Raw genomic sequence first — 18,177 nt, forward strand, 5'->3', positions numbered from 1 at the left:
ACACCTCCTCGACCCTAACGACCCCCCGCCCCTGCCGCTCGGCGTCAAGGGGCCCGAACCGGTCAGTCCCGGCGGCGGAACACCAGGTCGTGCACGGCGTGCCCCTTGTCCAGGCCCTGCCCCTCGAACCGGGTGAGCGGCCGGGTGTCGGGCCGGGGCGCGTAGCCCTCGTGGAGGTTCTCCAGGGCGGGCTCGGCCGCCAGCACCTCCAGCATCTGGGCCGCGTACTCCTGCCAGTCCGTCGCACAGTGCACGAAGGCGCCGGGGGCCAGTCGGGTGACGGCGAGGGAGACGAACTCCGGCTGGATCAGCCGGCGCTTGTGGTGGCGCTTCTTCGGCCACGGGTCCGGGAAGAAGACGCGCAGCCCCGCCAGGGAGGCCGGCGGCAGCATCTCCCGCAACAGGATGATCGCGTCCCCGTTGGCGACCCGGACGTTGTCCAGGCCCCGGCGCTCGGCGAGGGCCAGCAGGTTTCCCTGGCCCGGGGTGTGCACGTCACAGGCGAGGATGCCGGTGCCGGGGTCGGCCGCGGCCATCTGCGCCGTCGCCTCCCCCATCCCGAAGCCGATCTCCAGGACGACGGGACGCCCGCCGAACAGCGCGTCGAGGTCGAGCCGGGACAGCCCGTCCACGTCGAAGCCCCACACCGGCCACAGGCGCCGCAGCGCGTCGGCCTGGCCCGCGGTGACGCGGCTGCGGCGGGGCTGGAAGGAACGGATGCGCCGCTCGTGGTGGGCGCCCGCGGGGTCGGCGGCGGGACCGGTCCCGTCGGGGAACATCGGCGAGGAGCGCCGGGCCGCCGGCCGCTGCGCGGAGGCGCCGCTTCCGGCCCCGTCACGGTCGGAAGACGGCAGCTGGGCAGCGGGGCGTTCGGACGTGGGCGGCTCGGCAGCCGGGCGGTCGGAAGACGGCGGCTGGGCAGCGGAACGGTCTGGCATCTCGGACACAGTGGTGCCGATTCTACGGGCGCAGTCGCCACCACCTGCCCTCCCGGGAGCCGGGCCCGGCCGCCCGGACCCGGCACCCGAGCCTCAGGAACCGCGGCTCACGACCTGAGGGGCCGGAACCGCCACGCAGGGGCAGCGGGCCGGCGCCGAGCGTCAGGAAGCGAGACCGGGGAGCGGAGGCCCGGGGCCGGCCCGGCGGTCAGGACGGGGCGGCGGCCAGGATCGGACGGGCCCGCTCACGGAGCTCGGCCACGCGCGGCTCGTCCCCGTAGGGCTCCAGGCGGTGCAGCAGGTCACGGAGGTACGCGGTGGTCCGTGCCGAGGAGATGCGCCCGGCGACCTCGACCGCCCGCACCCCGGCCGCGCACGCCGCGTCCAGGTTCCCCGACTCCAGCTCGGCGACGGCCGAGACCACCAGGCGCAGCCCGTGCGAGCGGACGAACTCCTCCGTCGGCTGGGACAGCGCCTGCTCGTTGAACTGCCGCATCTTGTGCGGCAGGCGCAGGTCCAGGTAGCACTCGGCAGCGTCCGCGGCGAACCGTTCCGAGGAGTAGAAGTCCAACCACGACGGGTCGGAGTCGCCCGGCCGGGACCGCTCCAGCCAGCCCTCCGAGGCACGCAGTGCCGCCTCGCACGCCCGGGTCTCACCCGCCTTCGCCTGCGCCCGCGCCTCCACCAGACTGAAGAAGCTCATCGTGCGGGCCGTGGCCAGACCCCGGTTGCGCTCCAGCGCAGCCTGTGCGAGGTCCACGCCCTCGTCGGCAAAGCCCCGGTAGGTCGCCTGGAGCGACATCGACGCCAGGACGTACCCGCCCAACGGCACGTCCGCCGCCGCCCGAGCCAGGCGCAGGGCCTGTATGTAGTAACGCTGGGCGGCCTCCTGCTGCCCGGTGTCGAAGGCCATCCACCCGGCCAGGCGCGTGAGTTCGGCGGTGGCACCGAAGAGGGCCCGACCCACCTCGTCGCTGTACGAGGCGAGCAGCAGCGGCGTCGCGTCGACCCGGAGGCACTCCGGGACCATGGACGAACGCCAGTCCCCACCCCCGTACTTGGAGTCCCAGCGGCGTGCGTCCTCAGCGGCCTCCCGCAGCTTCGCCACATCGCTGTGGCCCACATGGAGGGGGGCCGCCTCCGCGTCCGGTCCGCCCGCCGGGGGGACGCCGGGGCGCACCGGGACGGACGCGGAGCCCGGCAGCGCGGTGGCGGCGGAGCGCCCCGGAAGGCCGGCGCCCGCCCCCGGTCTCGTCGCACTACCTGTCCGGGGGGCCGTACCGGGCGCCGGGGCCGTGTCCGCCGCAGCCGCGGTCGCGTCGCGCGCCACCGATCCGTCGGCGGGGGAGATCAGCCAGCGCGAGGCGGGGGTCGCGTAGGCGCTCACGGAGAAGGAACCGGCCAGGCTCTGCCAGATACCACCCGCGCCGGCCCGCCGGCCCGCCAGATCCAGGCGGTACAGCTCGGTGGCGGACCGGACCGCCGTGGCGACGTCGCGCGGGAAGGCCAGGCCCACCTCGGGCGCCGGGTCCGCGTCGGACAGGCCGATCTCGTGCAGCTGCACGGGACGCCCCAACTTGCTGCCGATCGCCGCGGCGATCAGGTGCGGCGCCGCCCCCTGCGGGATCATGCCCTTGGAGACCCAGCGGGCGACCGAGGTCTTGTCGTACCGGAGCGTCAGCCCCCGCTGCGCACCGAGATCGTTGACGCGCCGGGCGAGCCCGGCGTTACTGATGCCGGCAAGCGCGAGAACGGTTCCGAGCTTCTCGTTCGGCCCACGAGTATCCCTGGACATGCGCACCCCTCGACCAGCGACAGCCGCACCCCGGTTATCCCCCCGGAGCATGCGTCCACCCAGAGTAGTTCGCCGAATCCTCACCGTTAAGGCCCGGTGGGGTGGATGGCGGGTTTCGGTTCTCCGGCACGGGAGTCGCACGCGGCATGTGCCGGGGGTACGTGGTGGACGTGTGCACCGGCACCGTGTCGTCGTGCGCCGTGCGTGCGCGCTGCCGTCACCCCGGCCGTGACCTGTTCCATGAGTGCTGCGTGGGTCGGCCCGCTGCGCTGCGACCAGCGGGCTGGGGGATACCGCCACCTCGAATCCCCGCAGGTGGTGGTCCGGTCCGGGAGGCGCGGCCCGCCTCCCGGACCGTCGCACGCCCGCCACCCGGCCCCGACCGGCCGTGCCGGCTCCGGCCACCGGAAGCGCCGACCGCGTGCCACCCCCTCACCCCGCACGGCTCCGGCAGGACCTCCGGCAGGGGCAACACCCCCCACCCGTCCTGAACCGGACAGGGGGAGCCCCGGACGCCGCGGTAGCCCGGGACACCGACCGCGTCCAGAGCGAAAGTTGGCCGAAAGCCAAGCGGCTGGAACGCGGCGCGTCGGTATCGGTGAGCGGTGGCGGGCGACCGCTGACCGGAGAGCGTGCGGGGAGCGCCGGTCCGGGGGAGCGCCGTTCGGGGAGCGCCTCCGGGGAGCGCCTCCGGGGAGTGACGCCCGGAGAGTGACGCCCGGGGAGTGAGGCCCGGAGAGTGACGCCCGGGGAGTGAGGCCCGGGGAGTGACGCCCGGGGAGTGACGCCCGGGGAGTGACGCCCGGGGAGTGACGCCCGGAGAGTGACGCCCGGAGAGTGACGCCCGGAGAGGGGCGCCCGGAGAGGGGCGGAGCCGTGGGGGCGGGGAGAACCGGGTGCACCGGGAAGGCCCGGAGAACCGGGTGGACCGGGAGAACCCGGGGAGCCGGGTGGACCGGGAGAACCCGGGGAGCCGGACGACCGGCCACGTCGCGACTCTTCACCTTGTCCCCACCAGTTGGTAGACCGGTGGGCCGGGCTTCCGACCGGTGTGGCCGAGCGTCATGGCAGCATGGCCGCGAAGGGCGCCGGACGCACGCGGGGAGTCGGCGGGGGACGGGCGGAGGAACCATGCGGTGGTTGGTGGGGTGGAGCAGCGCCCCTGGTGGCTCCGGGACGGCCGACGGGTCACCGCACCCCGCTGTCCAGCCGGTCGGTGCGTACCCTCTGTGGGAGCACCCCGACCCGTTGTGGGCCGTGGGGGACTGGCGGCCGGACGAGGTCCGGCAGGTACAGGTCGCGCCCGACGTCCGGCTGGCCGTCTTCGGACTGTGCGGTGCGAGCGACGACCAGCTGCGCGTGGGCCTGCTCGCCGCCCGAGGCGGTGCGTTCCGCCACCTGACGGCCTGGCCGGGCAGCTACACCGCGGTGGCCGTGATCGGCCGCCGCATCACGGTCACCGGTGACCTGGCAGGTCTGCGCCCCGTCTTCCACACGCCCTGGGCCGGCGGGACCGCGTTCGCGACCGCGGCCCTCCCGCTGGCCGACCTCGTCGAGGCCACCCTCGACGTCGATCACCTCGCCGCCGTCCTGGCCTGCCCGGCGTCACCCGAGGCCGTGGGGGACGGCACCCCCTACGCCGGGGTGCACCGGGTCCCACCCGGCCACGCACTGGTGCTGCGCGGCGGCACGCGCGACGTCACCTCCTACGAGCCCACCGCCTCCCTGGCCGTCGCCGCACCGCAGACCTCGCCCGAACAGGCCGTGGCAGGAGTGCGCGACGCCCTGCTGGAGTCGGTGCGCGTCCGGTTCGCCGAGCCCCGCCATGCGCCCCCGCCGAACGGCCACGATCCGGCGGACCTCTACGACGGCTCCGCCTACGGCCCCCACCCCGGTGCGCCCGGCCGTGACCCCGGCCCGGTGCCGGGAATGGGACCCGCCGACCGGCGCGCCGCCCGAGGGGCACCCGCCGCCGGCATCGGAGCGGACCTCTCCGGTGGCAGCGCCTCCGGCACCCTCGCCCTCCTCGCCGCCGGCCTGCCCGGTGCCCCCGGCTCGCTGGACGGCGACGGCCGCCGGCTCCTCGCCGTCACCTTCAACGACCTCGCCACCCCGGCGGGGCGCGGTCACCGCGAGGCGGAACTGGAGCGCGCCCGGGTACTGGCGTCGGATCCCCGGATGCGTCACGTGGTGGTCACCGCAGGGGAAGAGGCCCTGCCCTTCGCCGACCTCGGCGAGGGACCGCTCACCGACGAGCCCGGCCCCTCACTCGTCACGGCGGCCCGACACCGCACGCGGCTCCTGGCGGGCAGCGCCGACCACCTCGTCGGCCTCGGCGCCCGACAGGTCATGGACGCCCATCCGGCGCGCCTGGCCGACCTGCTGCTGGACCGCCGACGACGGCACCTCCTGCACCCGGTGACGGCCCTGGCACGCTCCGAGGGCTCCGGCCCCCAGTCGGTGCTCGTCCCCTTCACCGTCTACCGCGCCGCCCGGAAGCTGGCCAGGACCTCGCACCGGTCGGGCGTCGCCGCGGCGGCCGAACTCCTGCGCTCCGGGAGCCTCCCCGTGCCGCCCGTGGACGGTGACAGCGCCGTCGACGCCTCCCTGGCCGCGCTCTCCTGGTGCCGCCCCGGGCCCGCCGCGCGCTGGCTGACGGGAGAGGCATTGGCCGTCGTGGCGTTCCGTCTGGGGGACGCGGTGGTCCGGGGAACGGCCGGTGCCCAGGGTCTCACCGCCGCCCGCCCGGGTGAACAGCTGGCCCGGGCCGCGCTGGCCAGGCACGCCGCCGACGTCCGGGTCCTCACCCAGGCCGCCGAACTCCGCGACCAACGGCTGCACACCCCGTTCCTGGACAACCAGGTCGTGCAGGCCTGTCGTGCGCTGCCCGACACCGTCCGCGTCAGGCCGGGCGCCCGGGCCTCCACCCTGCGCACCGTGCTGGCCGGTGCCGGGGTGCGCCACCTCCCGGACGGCTGGGGCGCCCCCTCCCACGTGCCGCGCACCCTCGCGGAACGGGCCGGCCTCCGCCTGGCGGCACCCGTACTCGCCGCCCTCTTCGACGCGCCCCTCCTCGCCGACGCGGGCTTGGTGGACGCCCGTGCCGTGCGCAGGGCGCTGACCGCCGCGGCGCAGGGCGAGCGGGTGCCCCCCGAAGGCCTGGCCGAAGTGGTCGCCGTCGAGGTCTGGTTGCGCCGCCTGCTGGCCCGCCGCGGAACGTGCTGGACGGAGAGCGGCACCGACACACCACGGCGCCGAGCCCTCGCCGGCGGCATCCCCGCTCTGGCAGGGCCCGTGGGCGGCGGGTGAAAGGTTCCGGCCACGCAACGTCACCGTGGGACGGCGTCGGGTGCTGCCGCGTCATGCTTCCGGCTGCGCGTTCGATGCACCGTGCCTGCGTCATGCACTGTGCCTGCGTCATGCACTGTGCCTGCGTCATGCACCCTGCCCGTGTCGGGCCCCGTCCCGTCCCACCCCGCCCCGCTCCGTGCTCTGCCCTGTGCGGCGTCGTGCCCCTGCCCCGAGTTGTGCCCTGCCCCGAGTCGTGCCCTGGGGGGTGGCCGGCGTGGGGACGGTCGCCTCAGGCCGTCCGTCCGGGCCCGCTGAAGGTCCTCGGACCGGACGGGGCCGCCGGGCTCGGACGGGGCCGCCGGGCTCGGACGGGGCCGTCGGGCTCGGTCGGGGCCGTCGGGCTCGGTCGGGGCCGTCGGGCTCGGTCGGGGCCCGTCGGCTCGGGGCGCCCCGGGGACCTGCCACGGGCCCCGTGTCTCTCCTTGAAGCCGTAAGGCGCGGTGGCGGACGCTAACCCGAGCAGCTGATCGAGGTCTGTGCCCAGGAGCCCACGGCGGCGATGCCTGTGAGAGAGGCGGGCCGGACCACGAGCCGTAGCGACCGGCGTCCCGCCAGCGGCACACTCACCGGAGTGGCCGGGTCCCCTTGACGCACCACCGGGGAACTCCACACCAACGCCCCGTCCGCGTAGACGGAGAAGCGGAGTGGACCCTTCACCATCCCCAGGTCGTCCACCCCCGCCACCGCCCGAAAGCGGGTGCAGGGACGGTGGAGGTCCACGGTGACGGAGGAAGGCGGGTGGACGCTGGCTCCCCGGGGGTAACTCCGTCCGCCGATGTGGACGGTGCCTCGCTGCCAGAGGCCGGTACCGCCCAACGTGCGGATCTCCGGGCCGGAACCGTCGCCGGTGAGGTCCCACCCCAGTGCGTCGAGCGCATAGGTGACCGGCGGCTTGCCGGACGGCGTCGGCCGCGTGGTGGCACCCGGAGGTGCCGAGGGAGACGAGCTGCCGGCGGGGGGCTCCGTCGGACGGGGCGAACTGCTGCCCGGCCGGTGCGGAGCAGGTGCGGCGGAGGAAGCCGGGGGCGAGGTCCGCCTCGCGACGGGCCCGGAGGAGCGGCTTGGCCCCGGAGCAGTACCGGTTGTCGGATCCGACGAGGGACTGGCGCTCGGCCGGGCGGTGGACGGGGGCCGTGAAGAGGTGACGACCGGCCCAGGCCGGTGGCCCGCAGTCGGTCTCCGCGTCTCCTGGCCAGTGAGCGTGAGAGCGAGCGCCGCACCGGCGACAGCGAGCACCACAGCACTCGCGATCCCGGCCTTGACGGGCGCGCCCAGGCCTTCCGACGCCACCCCGGCAGATCCGCCACCAGCGGAACCCCCGGACCCGGACCCAGCGAGGGCGGTCGACGCGCCTCCACCTGCGGCAGCTGCGCCGTGCCCCGAGGCAGCGCCGGTGGCTGCCCCGGCTCCGGCCGCTCCGGCGCCGGCGACCGCCCCCACGGCGACCTTCCCGGCGTAACCGGCGGCCAGCCAGCCCAGCACGGCGACCGGCAGGACCGCGCCGATCCGCTCGTTGATGTCGGCCACCTCCAGCGCCGCCGAGCGACACCGCGCACACTCCTCAAGGTGCTTGCGCAACCCCCGCTCGGCACGGGTGCGCAGACCACCCCGGGCGTAGGCCCCCAGCCGGTCCGCGTACCGGGCGCAGGGGCCCTCCGCAGCCGAGGCGTTGACGTGGGCCTGCAGATAGGCCTGCCGCAACCCCTCTCGGGCACGGTGGGCCAGTACTGCCGTGGCGTTCGGCGTCAGCCCCAGGATCGGCGCCACCTCCCTGGGCGTCTCCTTCTCGACGGTGGTGTGCCACAGCACCGTCCGGTAGCGCTCCGGCAGGCTCTGGAAGGCGCGCACCGCCAGGGACTGCTCGGCCTGGTGCATGGCCCGGACGTCCGCGCCCAGCTCGACGGTGTCGTCCTCGGCGTGTGCACCTGCCGCGGACACCGCGAACACGGCGAAGTCCTCGACCAGTTCCTCCCGCCGCACCGTCCGTGCCCAGTTCGCGGCCACCCGGCGCACCGCCGTCAGGAGGTAGGGCCGGACAGCCGTGTCCGGACCGGCTCCGCCGCGCACCGCCTGCAGCGTGCTGGCGAAGACCTCACCGGTCAGGTCCTCGGCCGTGTGGGCGTCCCGGCAGCAGGTCCGCGCATAGCGGCGCACCGCACCCGCGTGCCGCAGGTACAACTCCTCGAAAGCGCCCTCCTCACCGGCTCGGACGCCGGCGAGGAGGGTTTCGTCGGAGGGGGGCAGTTGTTCGGGGGGCCCTCCCCCCTCCCCCCGCCCCACCCCGCCCGCCCCCACCGCCGCGGCCCCAGCACCGACAGGTGCCTCGGGCCCCCGTGGGCCGCCCTGCGAGGGCACGCGCCCTGACTCCGGCTGCGACGAGGCCCCAGCCTCAGGCGCGCCCGCCGTCCCACGCCGAGCCTCATGCCCAACCGCCGTCCCACGCGGAGCCTCGTGCGGAGCCGACGCCCCGGGCGAGGCCACCTCGCCCCGCGGGCTCTCCGCCCCACGCGGGCTTTCGGCCTCACGCGGCCTCTCGGCCTCATGCGGGCTCTCCGCCCCACGCGAGTTCTCGGCCTCACGCGGGCTTTCGGCCCCACCCGGGCCTCGCACTCCAGGCAGGTGCTCCGCCTCACCTGGGGCAACCGAGCCGGGGCCTGCCTCGGAGGCATGAACAGTCCCTGCCTCCGCCCCGGCCGCCTCGGCATGAGCCTCTGCCGCGTCGAACGACTCGGCCCCGCCGGGCACTTCCGCCCCGGAGGCCTCCGCCCCACCAGAAACCGCCGCCGTGTCTTGCGCCTGGGCTCCACCAGTAGCCCCTGCCCTGTCGGAAGTCCCCGGACGGGCTTCCTCCCCGCTCGCGGACACACCGGAGACCGGTGCTCCCTCGGGCCCCGCATCCGCACCGGGCAGTTCTCCCGTCCCGGCGGCCCGGAGTGTGTCGGATCCGGCACTCGCACCGGGCACCACCCCCGCACGAGGCGCCGCACCAGCACCGGGCGCCGCCGCTGCACCAGGTGTGACACCAGGGCGAGGAGCCGCTGCCCCATGAGGAGCTGCCCCATGAGGAGCTGGCCCGTGAGGAGCTGGCCCGGGATGGGATGCCCCGTGAGGGCGTGCCGCCCCGTGAGGTGTCGCCCCCGGGTGGGACGCGGCCTCCTCGGAAGACGCGGCACCGGCAGGGAGTGTCGCTGCGGGGCCCACGGAACCGTCGTCCTCGGGAGCGTCCTCAGGAGTCGCGTGAAGCGCCGACTCCTCCGTCCAGGGCGCCTCCGCCTCAGCCCCCTGGTCTTCCTGTGTCACCCCCCTTTCGTCCCTCTCCTCGTCCCACGGCTGCTCGTCCCTCTCGCCGGCCTCCGGCTCCTTTTCTGACCTGTCCCCCTGCGAGGCACCCGTCGCCTCCGCCGCAGCCGGGGTGACCTCCGGGCCCCCTACGGTCGTGACGCTCTCGGCGCTCTGTGCGGCGTCCGCAGGGGCCACGTCCTCCTGCCCAGCCGCACCGGACGGGAGCTCCGCCGGTTGCTGACGATCACCGGGAGTGAGGTGACCGACGCCCGTCGTATCCGCCGCACGCACCCCGTCCGCAGCGTCGTTCCTGGCGGTCGCGGCGGGAGACCTCGGTTCCTCCCCGCGTGGCCCCGACTGTGCCGGTACGCGGAAGCGTCCCTTCAGACGCCAGGGCGAGCGGCGGGCATGACGAGGACCGTTCCGCCCCTCCCGACGTACCTGGTGAAAGGGCGCACCGGAGATGTCGGACGCGTCCTCCTCGTCCGCCCGTGGCGACTGCGAGGCATCGACTGCTCCGGCTGCTCCGTCCGGCGACTGTTCGAGTTCGGCCGTCGGGTGGTGGCCACCCTCCGACGCCGTCCGGAAGCCCTGGGCTGCCGACCGCTGCTCACCCTGCCGGTCAGGGCGGGTCTGACCGGGCACGACCCCTTCCGATGCAGGCCCCGAGGCGGCCGTACGCCGTCCCTGCGGAAGAGGCAGCTCGCCTGAGCCCGGCGTGGTCCCCCCCGGCTCACCTTCCCCGTCAACTGGCATGGCGGACGCCCCTGTACACCTCAACGGACTCGAACACCGCGCCAGGTTGCCACAGGAAAGCTGCACGCCCCGGGGGCGGCTGTGGCTATCACTCGTCCGAGTGCACTTGTTCCGCTGCGGTGTCAGCCGGAGTTGCGGTTGGCCTGTCCCTACCTTCCTCGTTGCGCGATCCCGTCACCGCCCCTACCGGCCACCTGGGCGACCCGAGTGGTGGCTTCGGCCCTCAGCCCGTCAGTTGGCGGCTGCGAACCGGGCTTCTCCGGCCTCACCTCGGGCGCCCGGACACGGCACCGACAGGCCGGCAGGGACCACGGCGTCAGACGGCGCCAAGATTCGTCGAACAGGCTCGTCCCAGCCGGTTGCCGTGCCCGTCCGCCCCCGTGGAACGGGCGGGCACGGCGCCAGGGACGCCTCAGACCAGGGCCGGAGGCGGAAAAGGCCGGCGCCCGGAAGGTCGGTGCAGCTTCCCCTGGCACCCACCGGCGGTCAGGCAGTCGGGTGCGCGCGCAAGCCCTGAAGGAGGATGTCCAGCAGCCGGGCCGAAGCCGCCTCCTGGCGTATCCGGTCGTCAAGGGCCGGCGCACCGGAGGCTATGACGAGGAGGACGTCGGCGACAGTTACCTGAGGCCGGAGCTGGCCCGCCTCCCTGGCCCGGTCGACCAGCTGACCGACCACGTGCAGCAGTTCCGCACCCGGCCCGGCGCCGACGGCGGCGTCGCTGCCGGCACTGATTCCGGTGTCGGTCCCGGCGTCGGCTCCGGTCTCGGCCACGGGGCCGGCAAGGGGCGGCAAGGAACCGGCTGAGACGCTCCCCACGGGTGCCATGGACTCGGACGCCTCGACTGCCGGCCGGGGACCGGGGACCCGTACGGTCTGACCGGCTGCGGGTACGTGCGCCGCCACCCCACTGACCACCCCACCGACCACGCCGGCGACCTCCGCACCGGCGACCTCCGCACCGGCGCCCTCCACGCCGGACTCGGCCACGGACGGCAGGGAGTCGGCGCACTCCCGGAGGACGTCGGGCGGCAGCAGCCGGCCGGCCCCGGACGAGGCCGCTGTCCGCAGGAACCGTGCCAGCGCCGCCCACGCGTCGTCCTCCTGGCCGAGCGCGGTGCGGGCCTGCTCCGTCAACCGTTCGGTCTCCTCGCTGGCTATGCGCTGCACGAGGACGTCCTTGCTCGGGAACCGGCGGTAGACCGTGCCGACACCGACCCGCGCACGGCGGGCGACGTCCTCCATGGGAGCGCCGTACCCCACCTCGCCGAAGACCTCCCGAGCGGCTCGCAGGACGTGCTCGAGGTTGCGCTGGGCATCCACCCGGAGGGGGGTGACGCGACGGGCCTGCGCCCGCTCCCGGTCGCCTGCCTCGGCAGTGAGGCCGGCAGCCGACGCCGAGGCGTTCCTGTCGGCCGCGGCTGTGACGGCGCCCACCGTCGCCGAGCGGCCCGGACCGGCCGCGGGCGCAAGGCCCTGCGACGGGGCGGTGGCGGCGTGCAGCGCGGGCTCACCTGCGGGTCTGCGGCGCGCCGGAGCATCGGCGTGCGGACCGTACGGCTCCCGCGTGTTCGCTGTGAGTGCTTCGGAAGAAAACCGTGAACCACGCACACTCATAAGTCATTCCCCCCGGTTATGTGGCGTCTCCCCCCGGAGACCCTCACTCTTCCTGACGTGGACGCATCGACACGTGACCGTGCATCTCGCCGTACAAAGAACATAGTTGAGCGCCCGTCATGCGTGAAGGGGCACGTTCCGCTCAGGAGGAAGGAGGCTTTCCGCTCAGCGGGCGCGGGCGGTGGCGGGAGCGCGGGTGAGGGCCGAAACCCCTGCTGGGCTGCGGCGTCGCGGGTGGAGGCGGCGAGGGGGAGACGTGGAGAGAGTGCCCGAAGCCGGTCATACAAACCGCTGGCCCTGTGGACAAAGCCGTCCCGCAGGTGCCTCATGGACGGGTGCCGTGCCCGTCCGGGGGTGCGGCACCCTCTGCCGGGCCGGTGAGCCCGCGCGGAGGAGGCCGGTCCGGGTGCCCAGGGGCCCGGTCGGTGCAGCCCCCCGGAACGGACGATGTCGCGAGGAGAACCCTGTGACGGAACCAGCGCGCGTTCTCGTGGTCGGCGGCGGCTACGTAGGCATGTACACGGCTCTGCGGCTCCAGCAGAAGTGCAGAGCGGAGTTGCGCGGCGGTGCGGTGCAGATCACGGTGATCGAGCCGGAGCCGTACATGACCTACCAGCCGTTCCTGCCCGAGGCCGCTGCCGGGTCCATCTCGCCACGCCACGTCGTCGTCCCCCTGCGACGGGTCCTGCCGCACTGCGAGGTGGTGGCCGGGGAGGTCACGCGCCTCGACCACGAGAAGCGGACCGCCGGCGTCCGCACCCTGGCAATGGCCGACAGCGGCCTCGGTGAGCTGGAGCGCGGTTACGACGAGGTGGTGCTCGCGCCCGGTTCGGTCTCCCGCACCCTCCCGGTCCCGGGGCTCGCCGAGTTCGGCATCGGCTTCAAGACCGTCGAGGAGGCCATCGGCCTGCGCAACCACGTACTGGAACAGCTCGACATCGCCTCCTCCACCCGGGACCCCGAGGTCCGGGACGCGGCCCTCACCTTCGTCTTCGTCGGAGGCGGCTACGCGGGGGTGGAAGCGCTCGCCGAACTCGAGGACATGGCGCGGTACGCCGTCCGCTACTACCACAACATCCGCCCCGAGGACATGAAATGGCTCCTGGTGGAGGCCTCCGGACGGATCCTGCCCGAGGTCGGCGAGGAGATGGGCGCCTACGCACTGCGGGAGCTGCGCGACCGCAACATCGACGTGCGCCTGGAGACCCGCCTGGAGAGCTGCGAGGGCCGGACCGCCGTCCTCAGCGACGGCTCGCGGTTCCCCGCCCGCACCCTGGTGTGGACCGCCGGGGTCAAGCCCAGTCCGCTCCTGGCCGCGACCGGCCTCCCGCTCACCTCCCGAGGGCGGCTCAGGTGCGCAGCCACCCTCCAGGTCGAGGGTGCTCCCCACGCCTGGAGCGCCGGCGACGCCGCGGCCGTGCCGGACCTCACCGCCGAGGAGCCGGGGGCCGAGTGCGCCCCCAACGCCCAGCACGCGGTGCGCCAGTCGCGGGTACTGGCCGAGAACCTCGCCGCGCAACTCCGCGGTGACCGGCTGACCGACTACCGCCACCGCCACGTCGGCTCGGTGGCCTCCCTCGGGCTGCACAAGGGCGTCGCCCACGTCTACGGCCGCAAACTCAAGGGGTACCCCGCCTGGCTGATGCACCGCGGTTACCACCTCAGCCGGGTGCCGACCTTCAACCGGAAGGCCCGCATCCTCGCCGAATGGGCGCTGGCGGGCCTGTTCAAGAGGGAGATCGTCTCGCTCGGCTCCCTGGAGAACCCGCGGGCGGAGTTCCGACTCGCCGCCGGCCCGGACCGCCACGACGAGACGACATGAGATCGGCGTGAGACCGTACCGGACGACGGCGCGGCGGCGGGACGACGGCAGGCGCCGCCCCCCGCCGCGACCGGGTGAGCGGAGTGCGGAACTCCGGCGGCCCGTCCGGCGTCTGACGGTTGTCAGTCCGGTCCGTCACACTCTTCGTGTGACCATGGGTGCTCCGGCGCCTGCGAAGCGTGACCGCGAACGGCGGCGGGGCGCCATGGCCCGCCGCCGTCCGCCGTCCGTCAGCTGAGCAGTGTTTCCCGACCCGAAGAGGTGAGCCCCACGCCGACGACCACCCGACGATCCACCCGGCCACCGGCCCGCACGCCGGCCCCACGGCCTCGACCGCGCCCCGCCGCCCGACGTGACGCGAAGCAAGAAGCATGAGGTACCCCTCCGTGAACTTCACGCGCTGGAGCCCCCGTCTCCCCGGTACGCAACGGCGCACAGCCACGCGCACCGACCGGGCGGCGTCCACGCCCACCCCGCCCGCCGGCGCCACCGGCGGCCAGGGGACGGCCTCGGCGGCGCCACCCGACGACCCGGCCGGGCACGCCCGCGGCGGGCCGGCCGGCCGTGCCCGGGGACGCCTGAACGCAGCCACGGTCACCGGACGTGCCGCCACCTCCGGGGTCCCCGCAGCGCGGGGCGGCCGGCCCTCCGGCACCGCCCCCGCCACCGACTCGGCGGTGCCCACCGTGGACGGTCTCTCCGTCCACGACATCCTCGGCAAGGTGCCCGCCCTGGTCGCCGTCGTCTACGGCCCCGAGCACCGCATCGCCTACGTCAACCACGCCTACGCGGTGGTGTTCGGCGAGCGACCGGCCGGTGCCACGGCCGCCGACGCCCTGCCCGAGCTCGACGAACTCGGCCTGCTGACCCTGCTGGACCAGGTGTTGCGCAGCGGGCGCCCCCGTACCGTCAAGTCGCGCCGGGTGCCGGGCGGCGCCGGGCAGGGCGGCTCCCGCGACGGCTACTACACCTTCACGTGCACGCCCATCGAGGTCAGCGCGAGCGGCCCGGCCCCCGACCCCGAGGTCGCCTGCGTGACCACCCACCGCGGCGTACTCGTCTTCGGCGCCGAGGTGACCGACCAGGTCGAGGCCGCGGAACGGCTGCGCGCCGCCGAACGCCGGCAACGCGAGGCAGCCGTCACCCTCCAACGCTCCCTGCTGCCCCAGGAACTCGAGCAGCCCGACGACCTCCGGGTGGCGGCGACCTACCAGCCGGGCGGCACGGAGGCCGCGGTCGGCGGTGACTGGTACGACGTCATCACCCTCGGGGCGGGCAGGACGGCACTCGTCATCGGCGACGTCATGGGCCGGGGGGTGCGCGCGGCGGCCGTCATGGGCCAGCTGCGGACAGCGGTCCGCGCCTACGCCCGCCTGGACCTGCCGCCTCACGAGGTGCTCCAGCTCCTCGACGGCCTCGCCGCGGAGATCGACGCGAGCCAGATCGCCACCTGCGTCTACGCCGTCCACGACCCCAACGAGGAACGCCTGGTCTACGCCTCCGCAGGCCATCTGCCGCTCCTCGTCAGAGACGCCGACGGCACGGTCCGACGCGCCGAGGAACCGACCGGCCCGCCTCTAGGCACCGGTGGCTGGCTGCACACCTCGGGGACCATCGCCTTCGGCCCCGGCGCCTCGGCCGCGCTCTACACCGACGGACTGGTCGAACGCCGGGACAAGGACATCGACGACGGTGTCGCCGCGCTCGCGGACGCGTTCTCCGGCGCGGAGGGCGCCCCCGAGATCGTCTGTGCCCGCCTGCTGCGCTCGCTGGGGATCACCGAGGACCACGACGACGACGTGGCCGTCCTCGTCCTCCAGCACCCCGAGCGCGACGGTACGGACGCCGAGCTGTTCCACAACGCCGCGCTGGAACTCCACGGCGGTACGGAGGCCGCCCCCCGCGCACGCGCCTTCGCCTCCGGCGTCCTGACCTCCTGGCGCTTCCCCATGGAACTGCACGACCTGGGCGTGCTGGCGGTCAGCGAACTCGTCGCCAACTCCCTGCAGCACGGCACGCCCCCCATGCGGCTGCGGCTGCGCCGCACCGACCGCCGGCTCATCGTGGAGGTGACCGACGGCGACGACCACCTGCCGCGCCGCCGCCGCGCCGACCCGGTGGACGAGGCGGGCCGCGGCATCTCCATCATCGCGACCATCGCCTCGTCCTGGGGCTCCCGTCGGACACCGGGTGGCGGCAAGGCGGTCTGGTGCGAGTTCGCCCTGCCGGCGGACTGACGGACGGGCTCCGCGACCCCACGACCGCGCGGGGGTCAGCCGGCGGAGCCGCAGGTCACGGAGTCGGCCCGCTCCGCCTCACCGGTGGCGACCACCGGGGCGGACGCCGCCGCATCCTCTGCCGGACCCGGCAGACCACCCGGCTCCGACGGGGACGCCTCCCGTGGGTGCGGACGGTCCTGCGCCGGCGCCAGCAGGCGACCCAGCCGCAGCGACAGCACCGTGACCCCCAGCGCACACGCCAGCAGCAGACCGATGTACGCCGTGTAGAGCCCGTGTCCCACCATCAGCGACCCCGCGGCAGGACCGACCGCCAGCGCCATCTGCTTGACCAGTGCGAAGGCCGAGTTGTACTGACCGATCAGCGGGCTCGGCGCGAGGTCGGCCACGAGCGGGTTCACCGTGGGCGAGAGCAGTGACTCCCCGAGCCCGAACAGCGCGTACGTGGAGACCAGCAGCACCGTCGCCACAGCGGCCCCGTGCACCAGGCCGGAGAGGCCCGCGGCCATCCAGGCCACGGCCCACAGCAGCCCCACCGTCGCGACGACCCGGCTGCGCCGCCGGTGCTCCACCAGCCGCAACACCACGAACTGCGCGGCGACGATGGCGGCGGTGTTCGCGGCGAGTGCCACGCCCATGGTCGACGGCGCCACCCGGGTGACCTCGGTCGCGTAGGCCGCCAGCCCCGACTCGAACTGCCCGTAGCAGGCGAAGAACATCACGAAGCCCAGCAGGCACAGCCACACCATCCGGCGGTCGGCCAGGAGCGCACGCCAGGCCCCGCGGGCCGGCTCCGCTCCCGGGACCTCGTCCGCCACCCGGGGCGAGCTGGGCAGCCGGACGCTGGCGATCGCCGCGCCCAGGACGAGGAACATCGCCGCCTCGATGCCGAAGAGACGCACGAAGCTCGCCGGATGAGAAGCGTCGACCAGCAGACCACCCAGCAGGCCACCCACCCCCAGGCCGAGGTTGTTCAGGAAGAACTGGGTGGCGAACGCCCGTGACCGGGTGGCGGGTGTGGAGGACCAGACGATCATCGTGGCCAGCGCGGGCTGGATGACCGCGATACCGGCCCCCAGCGCCACCGCCGCAGCGATCACCAGCGGGGCGGAGCCGGACAGACCGATGCCGAGGGAACCCACGGCCGCGCACACCGTCCCGACGACGGCCACCGGCAGCGGCCCGCGTCGGTCGATCGCCCGGCCGGTGAAAGGCAGCACGAAGAGAGCGGCGACGGCCAGCATCGCGAGCACGGTGCCCGCCGTGCTCGCGCCCAGATCCCGCACCTTCGCCACGTAGACGTACAGATACGGGACCGTGAAGCCGTTGCCGAACGCACTCAACGCGTTGCCGAGCTGGATTCGGCGCAGTGCTGCGCCCATCGCCCTGGTCACCCTCACCTCTCCTGTGTCACAGGGAAAGGGCGAGACCGGACGGTCTCACCCTGAAGAATTCGAACCTAAACTTCGACTCTAAACTGTACAGCTCGAAGGACTTCGACGCCAATGAGTTCCGTGTCATACTGCGCGGCATGTCCGAGACCCCCGAGACGAGTCCCGACGAGCCGAGCCTCGAGGAACAGATCGCGGCCTACCAGCGAGAGTTCGAAGGGCTCGACCCGCAGGTGGAGCAGGTCGTCTCAGCCCTCCAGCGCCTGAACCGCCGCATGAACGTCGCCTACGGCCGGCAGACCGCGACCCTGGGCATCAACAACGCGGAGTGGGAGGTCCTCAAGGCGCTGGTCGTCTCCGGTGCCCCCTACCGTCTCGGCCCGGGAGAGCTGGCCAAGCGCCTGGGCCTGACCCCTGCGGCCATGACCCACCGCATAGACCGGATGGCGACCGAGGGGCTGGTGACCCGGGAGCGCGACGAGACGAACCGGGTCAGGGTCATCGTCGAGCTCACCGACGAGGGCCGGGCCAAGTGGCTGGAGGCCATGCGCCGCGCCTCCGTCTTCGAGGAGGAGCTCCTCCAGGACCTGTCCTCCGACGAGCGGGGAGTGCTGGGGGAGATGCTCACCCGCCTCCTACGGAGGGTGGAGGACACCCAGCCGGACGCAGACGGACGCCTGAGCGACCTCGACTGACCCCGTCCCCCCGGGCACGGGCCGGCGGCCGCGACATGCGCCCCCAGGAGCCGGCAGTCGCCTACTCTCCGCTTCAGGGACGGTTCGCCGAGGCGGCCCACTGGGTACATGCCGGGGCTGGTTGACGCGTCCCTGCGTTCCATGTAATGTCCTTCGAGTTGCCACGGAGACGACACGTCTCCACGGCACCTCTCGCCGCACCGGCGGCACCCACCACAGCACGACCCCTTCTGGGACGTCTTTCGGCATGCAGAAATTTGCTCGCTGATTCGCACGCTTCTCGAACGAAGGCCGGA

General features: G+C 74.3%; 9 protein-coding genes. 4 read left to right on the forward strand and 5 right to left on the reverse strand.

All coding sequences use genetic code 11. From position 1 onward, the window contains the following. Nucleotides 1-62: 62 nt before the first annotated feature. Together trmB and ACFV3R_RS31925 are read right to left on the reverse strand one after the other, a co-directional pair. Nucleotides 63-938: a tRNA (guanosine(46)-N7)-methyltransferase TrmB gene (gene trmB / locus ACFV3R_RS31920; protein ID WP_385590433.1), complete on the reverse strand. Its 876-nt coding sequence runs from the start codon at nt 936-938 to the stop codon at nt 63-65. Nucleotides 939-1,146: 208 nt separating this feature from the next. After that, a complete protein-coding gene (locus ACFV3R_RS31925) occupies nt 1,147-2,733 on the reverse strand; it encodes a hypothetical protein (protein WP_385590417.1) in 1,587 nt (528 codons plus the stop codon). A 1,131-nt stretch (nt 2,734-3,864) separates the two neighbouring features. On the opposite strand from ACFV3R_RS31925, the gene ACFV3R_RS31930 reads away from it, so the two are divergent. Then, nucleotides 3,865-6,042 (forward strand): asparagine synthase-related protein, encoded by a 2,178-nt coding sequence (locus ACFV3R_RS31930; RefSeq protein WP_385590419.1) that lies wholly within the window; start codon nt 3,865-3,867, stop codon nt 6,040-6,042. A 492-nt stretch (nt 6,043-6,534) separates the two neighbouring features. On the opposite strand, the gene ACFV3R_RS31935 is transcribed toward ACFV3R_RS31930, so the two are convergent. After that, on the reverse strand, nt 6,535-8,439 hold the full coding sequence (locus tag ACFV3R_RS31935; RefSeq protein ID WP_385590421.1) for a sigma-70 family RNA polymerase sigma factor: 1,905 nt from the start codon (nt 8,437-8,439) through the stop codon (nt 6,535-6,537). Between the two features lie 2,169 nt (nt 8,440-10,608). Further along, entirely contained in the window at nt 10,609-11,556 is a 948-nt protein-coding gene (locus tag ACFV3R_RS31940) for a TetR/AcrR family transcriptional regulator (RefSeq protein WP_385590423.1), read from the reverse strand. Between the two features lie 694 nt (nt 11,557-12,250). Between ACFV3R_RS31940 and ACFV3R_RS31945 the strand changes: the two genes are divergently transcribed. Together ACFV3R_RS31945 and ACFV3R_RS31950 are read left to right on the forward strand one after the other, a co-directional pair. Continuing rightward, on the forward strand, nt 12,251-13,558 hold the full coding sequence (locus ACFV3R_RS31945) for an NAD(P)/FAD-dependent oxidoreductase (RefSeq protein WP_385590435.1): 1,308 nt from the start codon (nt 12,251-12,253) through the stop codon (nt 13,556-13,558). Between the two features lie 371 nt (nt 13,559-13,929). Continuing rightward, nucleotides 13,930-15,795: a SpoIIE family protein phosphatase gene (locus ACFV3R_RS31950; protein WP_385590425.1), complete on the forward strand. Its 1,866-nt coding sequence runs from the start codon at nt 13,930-13,932 to the stop codon at nt 15,793-15,795. 35 nt (nt 15,796-15,830) lie between these two features. On the opposite strand, the gene ACFV3R_RS31955 is transcribed toward ACFV3R_RS31950, so the two are convergent. After that, nucleotides 15,831-17,189: an MFS transporter gene (locus tag ACFV3R_RS31955; protein ID WP_385590427.1), complete on the reverse strand. Its 1,359-nt coding sequence runs from the start codon at nt 17,187-17,189 to the stop codon at nt 15,831-15,833. Nucleotides 17,190-17,326: 137 nt separating this feature from the next. Here ACFV3R_RS31955 and ACFV3R_RS31960 point away from each other — a divergent pair, with 137 nt between their 5' ends. Then, entirely contained in the window at nt 17,327-17,881 is a 555-nt protein-coding gene (locus ACFV3R_RS31960) for a MarR family winged helix-turn-helix transcriptional regulator (RefSeq protein ID WP_385590429.1), read from the forward strand. The last annotated feature ends 296 nt before the right edge of the window (nt 17,882-18,177 follow it).

This window comes from Streptomyces sp. NPDC059740, assembly GCF_042733155.1.
Classification (GTDB): domain Bacteria; phylum Actinomycetota; class Actinomycetes; order Streptomycetales; family Streptomycetaceae; genus Streptomyces.

What these genes read in the sequence shown, in the direction of transcription:
- ACFV3R_RS31930 (WP_385590419.1), top strand. Translation starts at nt 3,865, where the DNA reads ATGCGGTGGTTGGTGGGGTGGAGCAGCGCCCCTGGTGGCTCCGGGACG.
- ACFV3R_RS31925 (WP_385590417.1), bottom strand. Translation starts at nt 2,733, where the DNA reads ATGTCCAGGGATACTCGTGGGCCGAACGAGAAGCTCGGAACCGTTCTC.
- trmB (WP_385590433.1), bottom strand. Translation starts at nt 938, where the DNA reads ATGCCAGACCGTTCCGCTGCCCAGCCGCCGTCTTCCGACCGCCCGGCT.
- ACFV3R_RS31945 (WP_385590435.1), top strand. Translation starts at nt 12,251, where the DNA reads ATGTACACGGCTCTGCGGCTCCAGCAGAAGTGCAGAGCGGAGTTGCGC.
- ACFV3R_RS31950 (WP_385590425.1), top strand. Translation starts at nt 13,930, where the DNA reads ATGAGGTACCCCTCCGTGAACTTCACGCGCTGGAGCCCCCGTCTCCCC.
- ACFV3R_RS31960 (WP_385590429.1), top strand. Translation starts at nt 17,327, where the DNA reads ATGTCCGAGACCCCCGAGACGAGTCCCGACGAGCCGAGCCTCGAGGAA.